At 69.0% G+C, this 16658-nt stretch carries 12 protein-coding genes; 5 read left to right on the top strand and 7 right to left on the bottom strand.

Features of this window, described 5'->3' with window-relative positions; all coding sequences use genetic code 11:
- Positions 1–2 precede the first annotated feature (2 nt).
- Together JGU66_07670 and JGU66_07665 are read left to right on the top strand one after the other, a co-directional pair.
- A complete protein-coding gene (locus JGU66_07670) occupies positions 3–788 on the top strand; it encodes an alpha/beta hydrolase (GenBank protein MBJ6760638.1) in 786 nt (261 codons plus the stop codon).
- A 40-nt stretch (positions 789–828) separates the two neighbouring features.
- A complete protein-coding gene (locus JGU66_07665; GenBank protein MBJ6760637.1) occupies positions 829–1272 on the top strand; it encodes a hypothetical protein in 444 nt (147 codons plus the stop codon).
- Between the two features lie 11 nt (positions 1273–1283).
- Here the strand turns inward: JGU66_07665 and JGU66_07660 are convergent, their stop codons facing one another.
- Positions 1284–1874, bottom strand: a complete 591-nt coding sequence (locus JGU66_07660) for a molybdopterin-dependent oxidoreductase (protein MBJ6760636.1) — start codon at positions 1872–1874, stop codon at positions 1284–1286.
- A gap of 97 nt (positions 1875–1971) precedes the next feature.
- Positions 1972–2631, bottom strand: coding sequence for a cytochrome b/b6 domain-containing protein (locus JGU66_07655; GenBank protein ID MBJ6760635.1), 660 nt, complete (start codon positions 2629–2631; stop codon positions 1972–1974).
- A 197-nt stretch (positions 2632–2828) separates the two neighbouring features.
- On the opposite strand from JGU66_07655, the gene JGU66_07650 reads away from it, so the two are divergent.
- Positions 2829–5513: a right-handed parallel beta-helix repeat-containing protein gene (locus JGU66_07650; GenBank protein MBJ6760634.1), complete on the top strand. Its 2685-nt coding sequence runs from the start codon at positions 2829–2831 to the stop codon at positions 5511–5513.
- Positions 5514–5549: 36 nt separating this feature from the next.
- Here JGU66_07650 and JGU66_07645 read toward each other — a convergent pair whose 3' ends face one another.
- The 5 genes from JGU66_07645 to JGU66_07625 all read right to left on the bottom strand — a co-directional run bounded on the left by JGU66_07645 (position 5550) and on the right by JGU66_07625 (position 13913).
- The gene (locus tag JGU66_07645) at positions 5550–6743 is read right to left on the bottom strand and encodes an ABC transporter substrate-binding protein (protein MBJ6760633.1); all 1194 of its coding nucleotides are present in this window, start codon (positions 6741–6743) and stop codon (positions 5550–5552) included.
- Between the two features lie 126 nt (positions 6744–6869).
- On the bottom strand, positions 6870–8138 hold the full coding sequence (locus JGU66_07640) for a hypothetical protein (protein ID MBJ6760632.1): 1269 nt from the start codon (positions 8136–8138) through the stop codon (positions 6870–6872).
- 419 nt (positions 8139–8557) lie between these two features.
- Positions 8558–9184: a hypothetical protein gene (locus tag JGU66_07635; protein MBJ6760631.1), complete on the bottom strand. Its 627-nt coding sequence runs from the start codon at positions 9182–9184 to the stop codon at positions 8558–8560.
- 272 nt (positions 9185–9456) lie between these two features.
- On the bottom strand, positions 9457–9822 hold the full coding sequence (locus tag JGU66_07630) for a VOC family protein (GenBank protein MBJ6760630.1): 366 nt from the start codon (positions 9820–9822) through the stop codon (positions 9457–9459).
- A gap of 167 nt (positions 9823–9989) precedes the next feature.
- Positions 9990–13913, bottom strand: a complete 3924-nt coding sequence (locus JGU66_07625; protein ID MBJ6760629.1) for a DUF11 domain-containing protein — start codon at positions 13911–13913, stop codon at positions 9990–9992.
- A 355-nt stretch (positions 13914–14268) separates the two neighbouring features.
- Between JGU66_07625 and JGU66_07620 the strand changes: the two genes are divergently transcribed.
- Together JGU66_07620 and JGU66_07615 are read left to right on the top strand one after the other, a co-directional pair.
- On the top strand, positions 14269–14733 hold the full coding sequence (locus JGU66_07620) for an OsmC family protein (protein ID MBJ6760628.1): 465 nt from the start codon (positions 14269–14271) through the stop codon (positions 14731–14733).
- Between the two features lie 238 nt (positions 14734–14971).
- A complete protein-coding gene (locus JGU66_07615) occupies positions 14972–16651 on the top strand; it encodes a hypothetical protein (protein MBJ6760627.1) in 1680 nt (559 codons plus the stop codon).
- Positions 16652–16658 lie beyond the last annotated feature (7 nt).

Here is a 16658-nt window from a genome sequence, read left to right as displayed (position 1 = left end):
TCATGCCCACGATTTCCGCGACTGACGGAACGTCCATTCACTATCGCGTCATCGGCGAGGGGCCTCGCGTGGTGGTGCTGGTGCACGGGTGGATGGTGTCGGGCGCGGTCTGGGACGCGATGGTGGAGCGCCTGGAGACGACGGGGCTGCGGCTGGTGATTCCGGACCTGCGCGGCACGGGCGGCTCGGGGCGGCCCGCCACGGGGCACACGCTGGCGCAGCATGCGCAGGACGTGCTCGCGGTGGTGGACCACGTGGGCGCGAAGCGCTTCACGGTGGTGGGCCACAGCATGGGTGGTCAGGTCGCGCAGTGGATCGCCGCCACGGTGGCGGACCGCGTGGACGGGCTGGTGTGCTTGAACTCGGTGCCGGCGGCGGGGCTGCCGCTGCCCGCGGACGCGGCGGGCCTGTTCCGCACCTCGGCGGGCGATCGCGGCAAGCAGCAGACCATCCTGGGGTTGGCGTGCCGTCAGCTGTCGCCCGAGGCATTGGAGGCGCTGCTCAAGGACTCGGCGACGGTGTCCGCGGCCGCCATCGAGCAGGGCTTCGATGCCTGGACGGCGGGTGGCTTCGCCGAGAAGCTCGCGAACATCTCCGCGCCCACGCTGGTGGTGGCCACGGATGACGCGTTCCTTCCGGCGCCCTTTCTCAAGCAGGCGGTGGTGGCGCCCATTCGTCGCGCGCGCCTGACGTACCTGCCGGGACCGGGGCACTACCCGCAGGTGGAGCGTCCGGCGGAAATCGCGGCCCTGTTGGGGGCGTATCTGGCAGGGAGCGCGCAGGCGTAGCGGCGCGACACGCGGCCGAGCGGTTCGTGGGAGAGCGCAGATGGCCTGGAGCATGACCTTCGAGTACGACGCCCAGCACGACGTGGTCACGGCCGGCTTCACCGACTGCGTCCTCGTCAGTGACGCGGACGTCGTGCGGTGGCGGCGCGAGGTGGAGGAGCAGTTTCAGCGCTTCACCCGGAACGGGAAGGTGGACCTGCTCATCAACCTGGATGGGTTGGTGGTGAAGTTCACCGCGGGCCGCACGTTCGGCCGCGAGCGCCGCGAGGTGCTGGAGAAGTACACGCACCGCTCCTACCGCTTCGGCGGTGACGAGATGACGCGCATGTTCATCCTCACCAGCGGCGCCATCAACGGCGCGGCGGTGAACCACTTCGCCACGCGCGACGAGGCGCTGAGCGCGCTGATGGGCGAGCGCGAGGCGCTGCGCAAGAACGGCTTCACGCCGTTTGGCGGCAGCGTGATGCGCAGCAGCAAGGCGTGAGCGGCGCGGCTCTAGACGCCCGCGAACCACTCGTAGCCCTGGTCCTCCCAGTAGCCCCCGGTGGGCTCGGGCAGGAAGTTCACCTCGGTGAGGTACTTCACCATCTTGTAGCCCAGCTTCACCGCCGAATAGAGGCGCAGCGGCGCGCCGTGCGCGGCGGGCAAGGGCTCGCCATTCATCCCGTAGGCGAGCAGCGTCTGCGCGTGCATCGCGCTGGGCCGGTCCCACGACGACGCGTAGCCCATGTCGAACGAGCGGAACTCCACGTAGCCCGCGCGAGGGTCCGCGCCCACGGCCTCGGCCACGTCGCGCACGCGCACGCCGTGCCATGACGCCACCGCGCTCCAGCCCTCCACGCAGTGGTGGCGCACGCGCAGGTCGGTGCGCGGCAGTCGGCGCAGGTCCTCCGAGGTCAGCACGCTCGGCCGCGCGACGAGCCCGCCGACCTTCAGTGCCCAGTTCACGGGAGCCTGTGGGACCTGGGGCGAGATGAAGTAGGCGGGGAAGTGCCCGGGCGGCGTGAGCGCGGAGAGGGGCTCCTCGGGCGCCAGCCGCTCCGGGTTGAACAGGGCCGTCTGCGCACGCAGGTTGAAGCGCTCCATGGCGCCCAGGAAGCCCGCCTGGGGCCGCTTCGAATCGCACGCGGCGAGCCCGAGCGCCGAGGCGCCCACGAGCAGCCGCCGTCGAGTGAGGCGCGCATCACGCACGGGGCTTGCTCCCGCCCGTCACCATCTCGACGAGGGCGCGCGGATGCAGCGCCACGAGGAGGAGGTGTCCGAGCGTGAAGAGGACGAACAGCGCGAGCACGACCAGATGCACGGCGCGCGCGGTGTCGTAGCCCCCGAAGAGCGCGGTGAGTCCGCGCAGCTGCACGGGCTTGTAGAGCACGAGCCCGGAGAGCACCGCGAACAGCCCGAGCAGGAGCGCGCCCGAGTACGCCAGTCGCTGGAGGCCGTTGTAGAGCCCCTGCTGGGGCGGTTCCTTGCGGAGGCGCAGATAGAACGCGAGCGTCTGGAGCGCGTTGCGCGCGTCGCGGCGAGGGAGGAAGACGCGGCGGCGCCACTCGCCGCTGAGCGCCAGGTAGAACCCATACACCGCGCCGTTGAGGACGAGGAACCACGCGAAGGCGAAGTGCCAGTGACGCGCGCCCGCGAGCCAGTCTCCCAGCCGCGTCCACGCGGGCGGTGTCACGCCTTGAAAGGGATACCAGTCAAACGGCTGCCCGCGCGGGCCGAGCCTGGGATAGGCCGCGAGGATTTGGAGCCCGCTGCCCGCCATGATGACGAGCAGCGGCACATGGGCCCAGTGGGCGATGCGGATGGGCCAGGGCTGGGGACGGCGTTCTTCGGGCGCGCGCACGCGCGGGACCACAGCATGCAGCCGGCTCGGAAAAGTGCCGCGAGACAGGCCATCGCCGGGTAGGTGACGCACGCGCGTCAGGACGTCGTCCAGCGGACGCGTGGCTCGTTCGTGAAGACGAGCCGGCGTGACACATGAGCGTCTTCCTTTGCATCGTGGGACCTGCTCCTATCGACGTGACAGGGAGGGGCTTGACGATGAATCAGGCGAACACGCGGTGGTTGTCTTTGTTTGCCGGAGCGCTGTGGGTGCTCGCGGGAGGCTGTACGCTCCCGGATGAGCCCTCCTTCGACCTGGAGCCTTCGGGTGCGGTGCGGCTGATGGTGGTGTTGCCTCGCTCGCTGCGCTCCGACGCGGTGGCGCGCGTGAGGGCCACCGCGACGCCCGCGGAGGGTGCGGCGGTGGAGGGAGACCTGTCCGGCTCGGGCACCTTGTGGGCGGGGTCGGTGGCGCACGTCCAGTCCGGCGCGGCGAGAGTGCGCGCGGAGGTGCTGGACGCGGCGGGCTCGGCGTTGGCCACGTTGGATGCGGACGCGGTGGACCTTCCGCCGCATCACGCCGCGCTGCTGTTGCTGCTGCCGCAGGTGGCTTCGACGAAGCCGCCGGTGGGGAACGTGGCGCCGGTCATCGACGCGGTGGTGGCCGCGGAGGCGGTGGTGAAGCCGGGCGCCACGGTGGCGCTGCGAGCGCGCGCGCATGACCCGAACCCGGACGACGCGGAGGCGACGCTGAAGTATGCGTGGAAGGCCTCGGCGGGCGCGTTCTCGGACGCGGCGGTCGCGGCGCCCACGTGGACGGCACCGGCGGACGCGGGCAACGTGACGGTGACGCTGTCGGTGTCGGACGCGCACGGCGCGGTGGCGACGCTGGGCTTCGCGGTGAGCGTGGGTCTGGCGGGGTTGGGCGAGCCCTCGCCGCAGGCGGTGTTCAACCGCTGGCCGGCGGTGACGGAGCTGGGCTCGCGGCCTTCGGCGGAGCTGCCGGTGGACGAGGCCGCGGCGCTGGAGGCCTCGGCCACGGACGACGATGGGGATGCGCTGACGTATGGCTGGGCGGCCACGTGCGAGGGCACCTTCGACGACGCGACGGCGGCGACGCCGCACTTCACGCCCACGGCGATGCCGGGCTCGGACACGTGCGGCAGCTGCCGGCTCACGGTGACGATGCGAGATGCCTACGGCGGCGAGGCGACGCGTGGGCTGGACGTGTGCGTGGTGCAGCGGCAGCCACCGCGCATCACGAGCACGGCGCAGTCCTCGACCGACGCGGTGGCGGGACAGGTGCTCCAGTTCGACGTCGCGGCGATGGATCCGCAGGGGCGTCCGCTGACGTTCACGTGGACGGCGACGACCGGTGCGGTTGGGCCGCCGACGAGCACGGCGACCTCGAGCACGGTGACGTGGACGGAGCTGTCGTGCGTGCCCGCGGACACGCTGCCGGTCATCGCGGTGACGGTGACGAACGCGGCGGGGCTGCGGGTGAGTCGCACATTCCCGGTGACGTGGGGCGGCCGTTCATGTGGCGCACAGCGGCCCTGCGCGGTGACGCTGGGGACAGGCACGGTGACGCTGACGGCGGACTGCACGACGGAGGGCACGGTGTACGTCCCGGATGGCTACGTGTTCGACGGCGGGGGATTCACGCTGACGGCGGTGGAGCAGGACGGGACGCCGGCCTCGCACTGGAAGGGCGCGGTGCTGCGCAACCGAGGGGCCTCGGCGAGCGTGCGGCAGGTGGTGGTGACGGCGCGTGGGCTCGCGGACCTCTGTGACTCCGGAGTGGATCGCCTCGTGGGCATCCAGTTGCAGGAGGCGAGCGGCGCCATCACCGACACGCAGGTGCGGGACATCCATCAGAAGGAAGGGCGGAGCGGCTGCCAGGAGGGGCTGGGCATTGACGTGCGCGGCGCCACGAGCGGGACGCAGGTGGCGCGAGTGGACGTGCTGCGCAATCAAGTGTCTGGGTATCAGAAGGCGGGCATCGTGGTGTCGGGGAGGGTGGATGCGACGCTGACCGACAACACGGTGACGGGTGTGGGGCCGCAAGCCTTCATCGCGCCCAGTGGCATCCAGCTCGGGTACGGCGTGACGGGGCGCGTGAACCGCAACACGGTGACGGCGAATGGATACACGGGGCTGGACGTCGCGTCCGGCATCCTCGTGGTGGGCGGCGCGTACTACGGACCGGGGACGCCGCTCTGCAAGGACGTGGTGCTGGACGGAAACACGCTGGACGAGAACGACGTGGGCATCAACCTCGCGCAAGCGGACGGGACGGATGCGCATGGCAACGTGATTCCGCCGGCGGAGATGACACGCATCCAGGTGACGGAGAATCGCATCCACAAGACAGACGTGACGAACGGGTATGTGTATCAGGCGGGCATCGCGGACCTGGGGAGCGCGAACGTCATCAGCCTGAACGCAATCACGGGGCCGGGGTATTCGCGCGCGACGCGTCCGGACTCGACGTTCGACGTGGATGTGTTGTCGGTGGGGACGGACCGCAAGCTGGTGTTCCTCAACCCCGAGCGCTCGGTGGTGGCGAAGGCGTGTTCACCGAGGCTGGTGGTGCAGGCGCAGGACACGGTGGGGAACCTGGCGGCGCTGGTCTCGGACACGGTGTCGGTGTCCGCGACGGGGACTGCGGCGGCGGGGGTGACGTTCCACCTGAAGCCCGACTGCAGTGACGCGGCGGTGACCACGTTGCCGCTGGAAGGCGCGCAGCGCGAGGCGGTGTTCTACTTCCAGGCGGCGCAGGCGGGCGACCTGTCGGTCACCGTGGCGGGAGGCGCGGTGACCGCGACGCAAAACCAGACGAGCGCGGTGGCCTCCACGCTCTCCCGGTGGATGGGGGTAACGAACGACGCGCCCCTCTGGTGACACGGCCCGAGGCACGGCGCATCGGGCCGCCGTGCCTCAGGGCGCCACGGTGGTGACGAAGGTCGTCTTGCCCTCGCCGACCTTGAGGATGACCGCGGGCTTCACCGGGTTGCGGTTGGCGTCCATGCTCAGCGTGCCCGTCACGCCGGGGAAGTCGTGCGTCGTGGCAATCGTGTCGCGCAGCGTGGCTCCCGAGGGCGGGGACGCCTTCTTCAGCGACTCCACGGCCACTCGCGCCGCGTCGTAGCCCAGCGCCGCGATGGCGTCCGGCACGCTTCCATACGCCGCCTTGTAGTCCGTGATGAACTTCTGCGTGCGCGCGTCGGGATTGTCCGGCGAATAGTGACTGGAGAAGTAGCTGCCATCCACCGCGCTGCCTCCCAGCTCGAACAGCTTGTCCGAACCCCAGCCGTCTCCACCCATCATCGGCACCGTCAGGCCCAGCTCCCGCACCTGCCGCGCGATGATGCCCGCGTCGCTGTAGTAGCCCGGAATGTAGAGACCCTCGGGCTTCATCTTCTTGATGGCGGTGAGCTGCGCGCGGAAGTCCGTGTCTCCCTTGGAATAGCTCTCGTCCGCCACCACCTTGCCCCCCAGCTCCGTGAACGTGCGCACGAACGTGTCCGCCAATCCCAGACTGTAGGCATTCTTGTTGTCGCGCAGCACCGCCACCGTGTTCAGCTTCAGGTGCTCACGCGCGAACTTCGCCATCACCCAGCCCTGGAACGGGTCGATGAAACAGACGCGGAAGATGAAGTCTCCCTTCTGCGTCACCGAGGGATTCGTCGCGCTCGGCGTGATGACGGGCACGCCCGCGGACTGCGCCTTCTCCGCCACCGCCAGCGTCGCGGAGGAGCCCACGTCCCCGAGGATGAGCACCACCTGGTCCTGCGTGAGCAGCCGCGTCGCGGACTGCGCCGCCTCCTCCGGCTTCCCCTGCGTGTCGTAGATGCGCGCGTCCAGCTTCTTGCCGTGGACGCCGCCCGCCGCGTTCGCCTCCTGGAGCGCCAGCATGATGCCGTTGCGCGCGGAGATGCCGTAGGTGGCCTCGCCGCCGGTGAGGCTCGCCAGCACGCCGATGCGCAGCGTGTCCGCGGGCGCGGGCGTGGCCGCCTGGGGGCTTGGCGAGCCGGCCTGCGCGGGCGCGGCGTTACTCGAAGAGGACTTCTTCTCGCAGGCGCTCATCCCCAAGGCGAGCGTGGCGAGAAGCAACGGAAGGACACGGCGCATGGACTCTGTCTCCAGGAACACGAGGCGGTAGTGCCCCATCCGTGATGCGCCGTTCGGAGTCAAGCGGAACGGCCGTCGCGCGCCTTCGTTCCGTCTGGAAATGCGCGTGTGGCGGACACGCGAAGGTCACAGCAACAAGTTGTTCTCGCCTCCGGGAGGAGGGCCGCGCTTTCGATCGCTCGAGGGACTCGGCGGCCCCCCCGAGGGCTGTGACGACTGGGCGGACAGGAGCACCCGCGGCGCGCGTGCATCGAGCGCCAACCGGTGCAGGGCCTGGATGAAGAGGGCCTTGTAGAGCGCGCAGGTCTCGGGGCCGAAGCCCTGGCGCAGCTGCTGCAACAACCGCTGACGCACGTTCTGATGGAGGCCTTGGATGTCGACGTCGGCGAGGAGGCGCGCGCTGCCTTCGTGCTCGCCTGTGTTGTAGAGCGGGAACAGCCCTCCCTGCCACGCGCCGAAGTGGCCGAACACGTCGTCGAAGTCCATCAGCCCGTCTTCGATCAACTCCAGCATGTCGAGCGACGAGCCGAAGAGGACCGTGGCGTAGTAGGGCTCCACGACCAGGAGCAATCCCAGCAGGCAGGAGAGGAAGCTGTTGGCGGTGAAGGACTCGACGCCGTCATTGCCATGCTGGCTGTAGAGCCTGCTTCTGAGCCGAGGGTTCGGCTGGGGCGGGAAGTGGGTTGATACGAAGTGGGCGGGGTGACGCACGAGCTGGAGCATGTGGCTGGCGATGCCCTGGGCCCCCCCGAGGTGATGCGTGAGCTGAGTCATCACGTTCTGGATGCAGCCGTAGGACGGGTCGTAGTCCTGGCTGCACACGAGATGGATTCGGGTCGTGCCCCCTTGGATTTGAACAATCGTGTGAGTGCAGCCCGCCACCTGGAAGCTGCCCTCGTGTCTCGCCGTCTGCTCCTTCCCAATCTTCTTGTTGATGGTGTTGAGCGCCAGGCAGTTGAGCCAGTCACCCTCCACGTTGACGACCAGGGTGTCGCGGAAGCGCTGGTCCCTGGGCGGTTGTCTGAGGAACTCGGCGTGGATGAGTCCGTTGAGCTGGTTTTGGATCCCCGCGGCCCGACTGCACAGGAGATCCAAGAGGTTCTCCAGGAGCCCGTTCTGGTTCTGCGCCGCGTGAACGAACTCCTGGAAGAGCAAGCGCATGAGGCTCGGGTTGCGCTGCGCGCGGTTCGCGCGGGACCACGCGCACAGGGTCGCGTACCGCGAGCCGTGCGATTGGCCCGTGTAGAGGTTCGTGAGGACGCCCTGCGCGAACTGGGCACAGGGCGTCAGGGGGATGACGACCAAGGGGGGCGGAGCACTCGGCGGGGTCGTGGTCTGGGTCTTGGGCTTCTTGGCGGGCGGGGTCGGGGTCGGGACCTGCTCCTCCTGCTGCACAGGAGGGCTCGAGGAGGGCGAGGGCGCCGGAGGCTGTGGCGTGAGTCGCTGGGCCGGCGGCTTGAAGCCCGAACTGAGGGAGCCTGGGGGCGGCCGCCGGAGCGAGCCACGCACCCGTGGCGTCGTCGGAGGGGTCGTCGTCGTCGTGATGGGAATGGGAAACGGAGCGACGGGGACAATCGAGTTCGCCTGCGCGGGCCGGAAGGGCTCACTGCACAGGGGGCAGAACTTCGGCCGCTCGTCGTCCGGGAGCGCGCAGCGAAAGGACTCCTGGCACGCCCCACAGGTGCGCTTGGTGGGCTTCTCACGGTGGGGAAGGTTGTATTCGTCGGCCTCGACCTCGCCCCCGCAGGCCGGACACCAGACGCACGGGGTCAGGGCGTAGAAATAGACAAAGCATTTCCTGCATTGGTATTTCGTCATGAAGGCTTGCTCTTTCGACGGGCCGCGAGGCTCGCGAGGACATCCCCCAGTCGTCCCCCCACCAGCACGCGCCCCGAGACGTTCGCCCCCTCCGAGCGCGCCAGCGCCTGCCCGGTGCCCGAGGGCAACAGCACACCCAGGTCCAGCGCGAGGTCCACGGCCGCGCCCTGCTCCCGACTCATCAATCCCAGACGGGTGCCCAGGCGCGGCGCGCCCAATCCGCCGCGAGCGGGGGCCGCGATGCGCCGGGTGCTCAGCTCCGCCCCTTCCTGCTGGGTCAGGAGGGGAGGGTGCGCGTCCAGCTCCAGCCAGGAGCGCGCGCCCCACGCGAGCGCGAGCACGCCCGTCGTCCGCTCGCGAATCAATGACAGACGTTCGCCATCACCTTGCAGCGTGAGTGGGTTGTGCTCGTAGTGGCCAACCAAGGAGGTCCGTAGCGCGCCCGCGTCCAGCAGCTTCGCGCCCCCCACCACGAGAGGGCCCTCGCCTGCGGTCACCTCCAGCCGCTCCATGACGAAGGGCGGCAGCGTCGCGGTGGACTGGGCCTGGGCGGGGTGGGCCAATCCAAGACAGACGACGAGCGTTCCCCCCAGGCTCGGGGAGACGGCGCGAATGGACGGCATGACGGGCGCCCCCTGGGTGCGTCGCGAGCCCCGCGCCGACAGACGCGAGGTCCCCGAGCGGGATGCGCCGTCCGATAGCAATCATTGTACCAGTCAGGCGTGAGAGGGCCGGGAGCGCCCGGGCTCCCTCTCACAAGGGGCTTCGCGTCAGGTTTGACGCGGCCCGCGCTGCGTTCCATTGGAACGCGCGTGCGTGTCGCGCAGTGCGCCACGTCGCGACAGGGGCGGTTCGCCACGCGGGGTGGCGAACCGCTTCGACGCGCTGGCCCGCCTTATGCCGCGCGGGGGCGGCAGTTCACTTCGACGAGGAGGTCGCCGGGGGCCTTGAAGTACAGCATCGTGCCGCGGTTGTTGCGGATGATGTCGGAGACCTCGTGCCCGTCGGCGCGGGCCTTGGCCTGGACCTCATGCACGAGCGCTTCGTCTTCGACGATGAAGCCGATGTGGAAGCCCTCGGGGTACTTCTCGGCGGGGTTCTTCAGTCGCTGCAGGACGAGCACCAGGCCGTGGCGATCCTCCATGATGGCGACGGCCGGGGAGGAGCGGTTCGAGCACATCTCGAAGTTGAAGTAGCGCTCGAAGAACTGAACGGTGCTCTGGACGTCGGGGACCTGGAGGTCCAGGTGGTTGAGCTTCATGGTGAGCCTCACGAAGGCACACGTGTGCCTTGGATAGGCCGTGGGTTCTCACCCCGAATGGGGGGAACAAGTGCGTCCACCGTGGACGTGACCGGGGCTCACCGAACCGATCTGCCGTTTTCCGACCGGCGGTGAACCTAAGAAGGTCGCACGTGGAATGCAACCCATCATTCCTCGCGAGGTGCGTCGCGGGAGGGGCTCCACGTCAGTCCGCCGAAGGCGCGGAACGCGGGCGTCCCATATCCACGACCGATGCCGGGGCCGGCCCCCAGGTGCACGGCGAGCCCCTTCGCGAAGCGGTACTTCAGCGCGCCGAGCACCTCCAGGGGACGCTCCTCGGCGCGGTTCGCTTGCAGGCCCATGCTCCCGGCGAGCGAGGCCTCCACGAGGAGCTGTCGCGCCTCACCGAGTGGAACCTCGGCGCCCACGGCGTACGTCAGCGCGTGGCCCACCTTCAGGTTGAGCAGTGATTCGGAGCGGCGGAGCACCACGCCCGCGTTCGCCATCAGGCGGATCCGCTCGTGTGACCATTCGCCCACGAGTCGCGGTTGGAATGAGGGTCCGCTCTCTCCGAGGAAGTCCTTGCCGCCCGAGGTGGGCAGCACGACGGGCGCGGACACGGCCAGGTGCAATCCCTGTCGCGAGGACAGCAGCCGCAGCTTGGGAACGAGTCGGATGTCTCCCAGTCCCACGCCCGACGTCCCCGAGGCCAATCCAGGGTCCGCGCTCCCGGCGGGCTGCGAGCCATGGCCCGTGATGGGAATGGCGACACCCATCTCCAATCGCCCTCCGAGCGAGATAGAGCCCAGGAAGTCCGCCGTGAGTTGATTCTTCACGAGCTGCGCGGAGTACTGCCCATCCATCAAGACGCTGAGTGGTTTGTCGGCGTAGTTGACGGAGACCCCGAACGAGGCGCTCAGGTGCGAGGCGACCTGAGCACTCTGCACGCCGAGCACGTCGAACGCGCCGGGGCCCGGCTTGTACTGCTGCGCATCAATGGCTTGCGATGCACTGTCCTGGGCGCGAGAGGTCGAGCCCACGAGCACGGCGAGCACCGCGGCCATGCCCGTGAGTGAGCGGGCCTCGCCCCTCCGGCGAATCATCCACGGCAGGAGCAGCAGCAGGAGCGCGAGCGGAGCGGCATCGCTCGGGCCCGTGGCGCCGCAGCCATGGCCCGCTACCGAGAAGAGATGCGTTCCCTCCTCGCCATCGCCGCTGCCATCCGGATTGCCCGAGCCATCACCGCCACCCGAACCATTGCCGCCATCGGAGTTGCCACCGGTGCCGGGGCCGCCGTCGGAGGTGCCGCCATTGCCATTGCCCGAGCCACCGTCAGTGTCGCCACCGTTGCCGGGGCCGCCGTCGGAGTTGCCGCCGTTACCTGAGCCACCGTCGGTGTTGCCGCCCCCCGTGCCGCCGTCAGAGTTGCCACCGTTGCCGGAGCCACCGTCAGTGTCGCCGCCATTGCCCGAGCCACCGTCGATGCCGCCCCCCGTGCCACCATCGGTGTCGCCGCCGTTGCCCGAGCCACCGTCGATGCCGCCCCCCGTGCCGCCGTCAGAGCTGCCGTTGTCGCCGCCGTTACCCGTGCCACCGTCGGTGTTGCCGCCCCCCGTGCCGCCGTCAGGGTTGCCGCCATTGCCCGAGCCACCGTCGATGCCACCCCCATTGCCCGAGCCACCGTCGGCATCTCCGCCGTTGCCGGTGCCACCGCCCACGGTCCACGCGTAGCGCGCGGGAGTCGGATCGACATTGCCGGTGGCGTCGATGGCGCTCACCGAGAGGGTGTGTCCACCGTCCGCGAGGCCCGAGATGAATGCAGGGTCCGCGCACGGGACATACGGCTGCCCATCCACGCTGCACACGTAGGTGACGCTGGCCTCCGAGGCGCTGAAGTCAAACACCGCCTGCGCCGAGGCCCCCGTGAGCGCCGGGCCCGCGTCGATGAACGTATCGGGCGCCACCGTGTCCACCTCGAACGGCACCGTCACGGGCGTGCTCGTGTGGCCCACCGTGTCGGTGCTGGTCGCGGTCGCCGTGTGGCTTCCATCCGGAATGGGCTCGGGCGGGATGAACGTCCAGTGTCCATGCACATCCACGGGGATGGGCCCATGGGCGGTGCCGTCAATCACCAGCGTCACGGTGCTGCCCGGATCCGCCGTCCCCTCGAACGACGTGTTCGCGGACGGCGTGACGGTCAGCGTGACGGAGGGCGCCGTGGCGTCCGTGGCGAACCCGAAGCCCGTCGCCGGACTCACGTTGCCCGCCGCGTCCTGTGTCGTCGCGCTGCCCGAGTGCGCCCCATCCAGCAGCGGCACCGTGGACGTGCACGACCACGCCCCGGAGGCGCTCGCCACGGCCGTGCACACCTGCGTGCCATCCACCACGACGGACACGCTGCTCCCTGGCTCCGCGGTGCCCGCGAACGTCGGCGTGTCACCGCCCAGGAGCGCCCCCTCCGAGGGCTGCGTCACCTCGGGCGCGGGCGGCAAGGTCAGGACCACGCGGGTGGGGTTCGCGCCCTGGCCCTCGCCCGGCGCGGAGCCCACGGTGGTCGCCGCTGCGCCGAGCAGACCCTGGCTGGTGATGAACGCCTGATTGTCCACCGGGCCCGTCACTCCGGGCCGGACGACCACGCGGAACGACACCGTCGCGCCTTCCCCCGGAGCGAGCACTCCGCCCTGTGTCCCCGTCGCGCCGCTCCCGAGCCGGAAGACAATCCGGTGCTGCGCGGCGTCGTACTCCGCCGAGTCATCCCCCGCGATGTCTGTCTTCACGCCCGCATTCGCACCCGCGACGACCTGGAGCGAGTCCGGCACCAGCGCGACCTTCGGAGACAGCGGATCCACCAGCACCACGGAGACGCCCGTATCGGTTCCCGAGTTGCGCGTCGTCAGGGTGTACTCGAGCAGGTCACCCGCGCGCGCGCCGCCATCCGGATGCGTGGCGAGCGTCCGCACCGACTTCACGGTGTGGTTGAAGTCCGGCTCCTGCGTGGAGATGGACGTGACGAACGCGCCCAACCAGTAGCCATCTCCCGTGGACGTCGCCGACACCGATGCGGACGTCTGCCCGGCCGACACGCGCGACGTCACGTCCACCACGCCCAGGTCCAACCCAGACATGCTCCCCGCCGTCCCGGTCAGCCGAGGCAGGTCCCCGGCGTTGCTCACCGGCTGCCCCAGGTACGAGCGTGAGCCATTGAAGAAGTTCCCCTGGGGCCGAACCGCGTCCGAGAGCGCCACGCCATTGAAGACGAGCTGGTCCCCCGTGATGGTGTTGTCACCCTCATAGGCAATGACACCCAGCTTCGCGCTGAAGCCCGTCTGGGGAACCAGAAAGCCAGACAGCGCCGTGTCCGTGTGTGACCCGGCGACCACCTTGTCCAGCCCGTCGAACAGGGTGAGGTTGCGCAGCGGCTCGCTGTCCAGCCGGTAGAAGACGATGAGCGACCAGCCTGTGAACGGGTTGGCGTCATTGACGTTGCGCAGGTCGACCGCGTCCACGCCCGTCACGCCGTAGATGCCGGGCCCCTGTGCCTGCAGGAGGGCCGTCACGTCCGCCGTGGACTGATAGGCATACACGCCGTCCGCCGAGTGCACCTGCTCCGCGTCCGAGGACACCGCCTGCGTGAAGCCTCCGGGCCGCCGCAGCGTGACCTGCGTATCGGGCGACAGGGTCCCCGTCACGGCGGGGACCGAGCGGGTCGCGCCCCAGTACAACCGCGCGTAGGTGATGAGCGCTCCCGGAGGCAGGGTGAGCATCGCCTGGCTGCTGCTCGCCGAGGGCGCCACCGTGAGGTCCGCGCGCGTGGTGCTCCCCTCCAGCGTCCAGAACACGTCCGGCGCCGTGTCCGCGGTGGACGAGCCACAGGTGCCCACCGTCCCCACCACCGGTGCGGGCGTGCCCACCGCGCACTCGTGCGCGAGCGTGTTTCCAATCAGCACGAAGTCACCGTGCTGGTCCTCCTGATGGCGCAGCCCAGGCGTGGCGCGCGACGCCACCGGGAGCAGGAAAACCAGCAAGGCCGCGAGCGAGAACGCCCGCGAGCGCGGAGCACGACACAGGGGGACGAGAGGGGGCGTTTGCACGCGGCTTCGCAGAGCAACGGCAGGGCCACGACCACGGCGCTCCCTCGCGCTCAACAATTTCAAACACGTGGCGCTGCCGCTCCCCGTGACGATTCCGAGGGCTGGATCCAGCTTCTGGAATCCAGACACGTTGCGCCTGAATGTTTCACCCGCGCTCCGCCGCGTTGCAGGCTATCCAGGAGGTCCGCCGCGCTGCGTGGCGCGGAATTGCATGGCATGTTTGTGTTTCTGGAATATCTGAGTATCAGTCCCGCGGCGGCCCATCGTGTCCGACATGGTCCTCGCATGTGGGCCCCCCAGAACGTTCAAGACTTCAAGCTGTTCACCAGCTAAGCCTGTTGTTCAGGAGGTTCAGATGGCACACACGCATCGTTACGAGGTCGAGTGTCGGTGGGAGGGTTCCACCGGAGTGGGCTACGAGTCGTATTCCCGCGCACATGTCGCGCGAGCCATTCCCACGGCCGCGTCCTTGGATCTCAGCTCGGACCCGGCGTTCCGAGGCGACCCCGCGCGCACCAACCCCGAGCAACTCCTGGTGGTGGCCGCGTCGTCCTGCCAGCTCCTCGCCTTCCTCGCGGTCGCCGCCCGCGCGCGCATCAACGTGCTCCGCTATGAGGACCACGCGGAGGCGGTGATGCCCGAGGATGACAAGCCCGTGCGCATCACCTCCATCGTCCTGCGGCCCCGCATCGTCCTGGCCAAGGGCCCCCGTGAGGAGCGGGTGCGCGCGCTCGTCGAGCAGGCCCACCGCGAGTGTTACATCGCCAACAGCTTGCGCACCGACATCCACGTCGAGCCTGAACTCCACTTCGTCGACTAGCGCTCAATTGCGCCTCGGATTGAACGAAACGTGCATGTTGGTTTTTATGTCAAATCAACTCGTGTAATTCGAGTGATGTCTTTGTATCAGGAGACTCCCAATCGTGCACGCAGGTGCACGGTTGTCTGTTGAGCACCTGATGAGGAATCGCGTTTCTCCGACGTGGCACGGCGGATGAACAGGGAGGGCACGGCCTTTCTCACTGAGGGAGGCTTTACTCTCTGGAGGAACGACGAAAATGCAGCAGCCATGGAAGGCCGCGCTCACGGCGGCAGCGGTGGTGGTGGGGGGCGGTGCGGCACAGGCACATGACTTCGTTGTGTTGAAGCTGGTGAATGGACACCAGACCATCGATATCACCTCCTATCCGACGACCATCGACTTCACGACAGTCGCCCTCAACTCTCACCCCACGCTCCCTTCGGAGTTGTTGACCGCCACGGATCCGCTGATGGAGCCGTTCGGCTGGACCTTCACCCCGACCCTGCCCCAGTCCGTCCCGGTCGGCGGCAACCTCATCAGCTATTACAAGTACGTCATCAACAGCGTCGATGACTGCATTGCGCTGGGCAACGCGGATGACGACCCGACGACGCCGGGCTCGCCGGACTCCTCGTTCACCAACACCTTCGCGGTCACCTGGGACAGCGGTACCGCGCAGAGCTCGGTGAAGGTGACGTGCAAGGCGTCCAACGCGCTCCCCTGTGACAACACGCTGTACTTCTCGATGAGCGGTCTGGGCCTGCCCAACACCTCGCTCAACAAGATGGACACGACGACGGCCGCGCTGACGCCGTTCTCCACCGCGTCCTCCTTCTATTCCGCGGCGGCGTTCAACCACCTGGATGGCTACGTCTACGCCATCGACAACACGCTGCCGCTGAAGAACCTCATCAAGATTGGCGCGGACGGCGTGGCCTCGGCGGTGGCGCCGCTCCCCGAGCTGGGGCTCAACACGTTCCCCGCGGGCACCGTGCTCGCCGACGGCACGTACCTGGTCTACAGCGGCCCGGGCTTCGGCATCCTGCCCGAGTACGCGCGCATCAACCTGACCACGAACACCGTCACGTTCTCGGGTCCCACGCTGACGATCGCCGAGGTCCTCGACTTCGCGACCAACCCGCTCGACAGCAAGGTGTATGGCTATAACCACGTGACCCACCGGCTCACCACGTTCGATCCGGCCACGGGTGACACCACCGACTTCGGTCCCGTGGGTCCGAACGACGCCCTCACCGGTCTGCCGGCGCTCTACTTCGTCGCGCCCGCCGCCGCCTTCGACACCGCCGGCAACTTCTACATCTACGGCAGTGACCTGACGGGCCTCCTCCACCCGGTGAACACCCTCTACAAGGTGGACATCGCCACGGGCGCCTTCACGGTGGTCGCCGTGGGTGACGTGAGCCTCAACGGCAACGAGAACTTCGCCATGTGCGCGTTCGCCCCGGCCGTGGGCGGTGGCCAGCCGTCCATCACCCGCAACGAGGGCTACTTCAAGACGCATGAGCAGGCGGTGGCCGCGTGCCTCGCGAAGGGTGGCGACATCGACCTGGGCAAGCTCGGCGTGATTGGCACCAAGGAGGAGGCCCTGGGCGTCCTGTGGATGAGCTCCGCCACCACGGCGGATCGCCGTCAGCGCACCGACGAGGACGCCATGCGCGTGAAGCTCGGTCGTCAGACGCTCACCGCCACGTGCAACGCGCGCCTCTTCGGCTCGCCTGCGCAGCAGAGCATCGACGGCGCCCGCTCGGCCATGGACTCCGGCACGCCCGCGGAGATGGAGACGCGGCTGAAGGAGCTGCGTGTGCTCAACGACCAGGGCTCCAAGCTGTCGTTGCCCTCGGCCTTCAACGGTGGTCCGGCGGGGGCGCGGCATGCCCTCTCCATCGCCAGCGCGCCTCGGGGCAGCAGCCGCTGAGTCCAGG

Source organism: Myxococcaceae bacterium JPH2, from assembly GCA_016458225.1.
Lineage (GTDB): Bacteria > Myxococcota > Myxococcia > Myxococcales > Myxococcaceae > Citreicoccus.
This window is presented reverse-complemented; position numbering and strand designations above follow the sequence as displayed.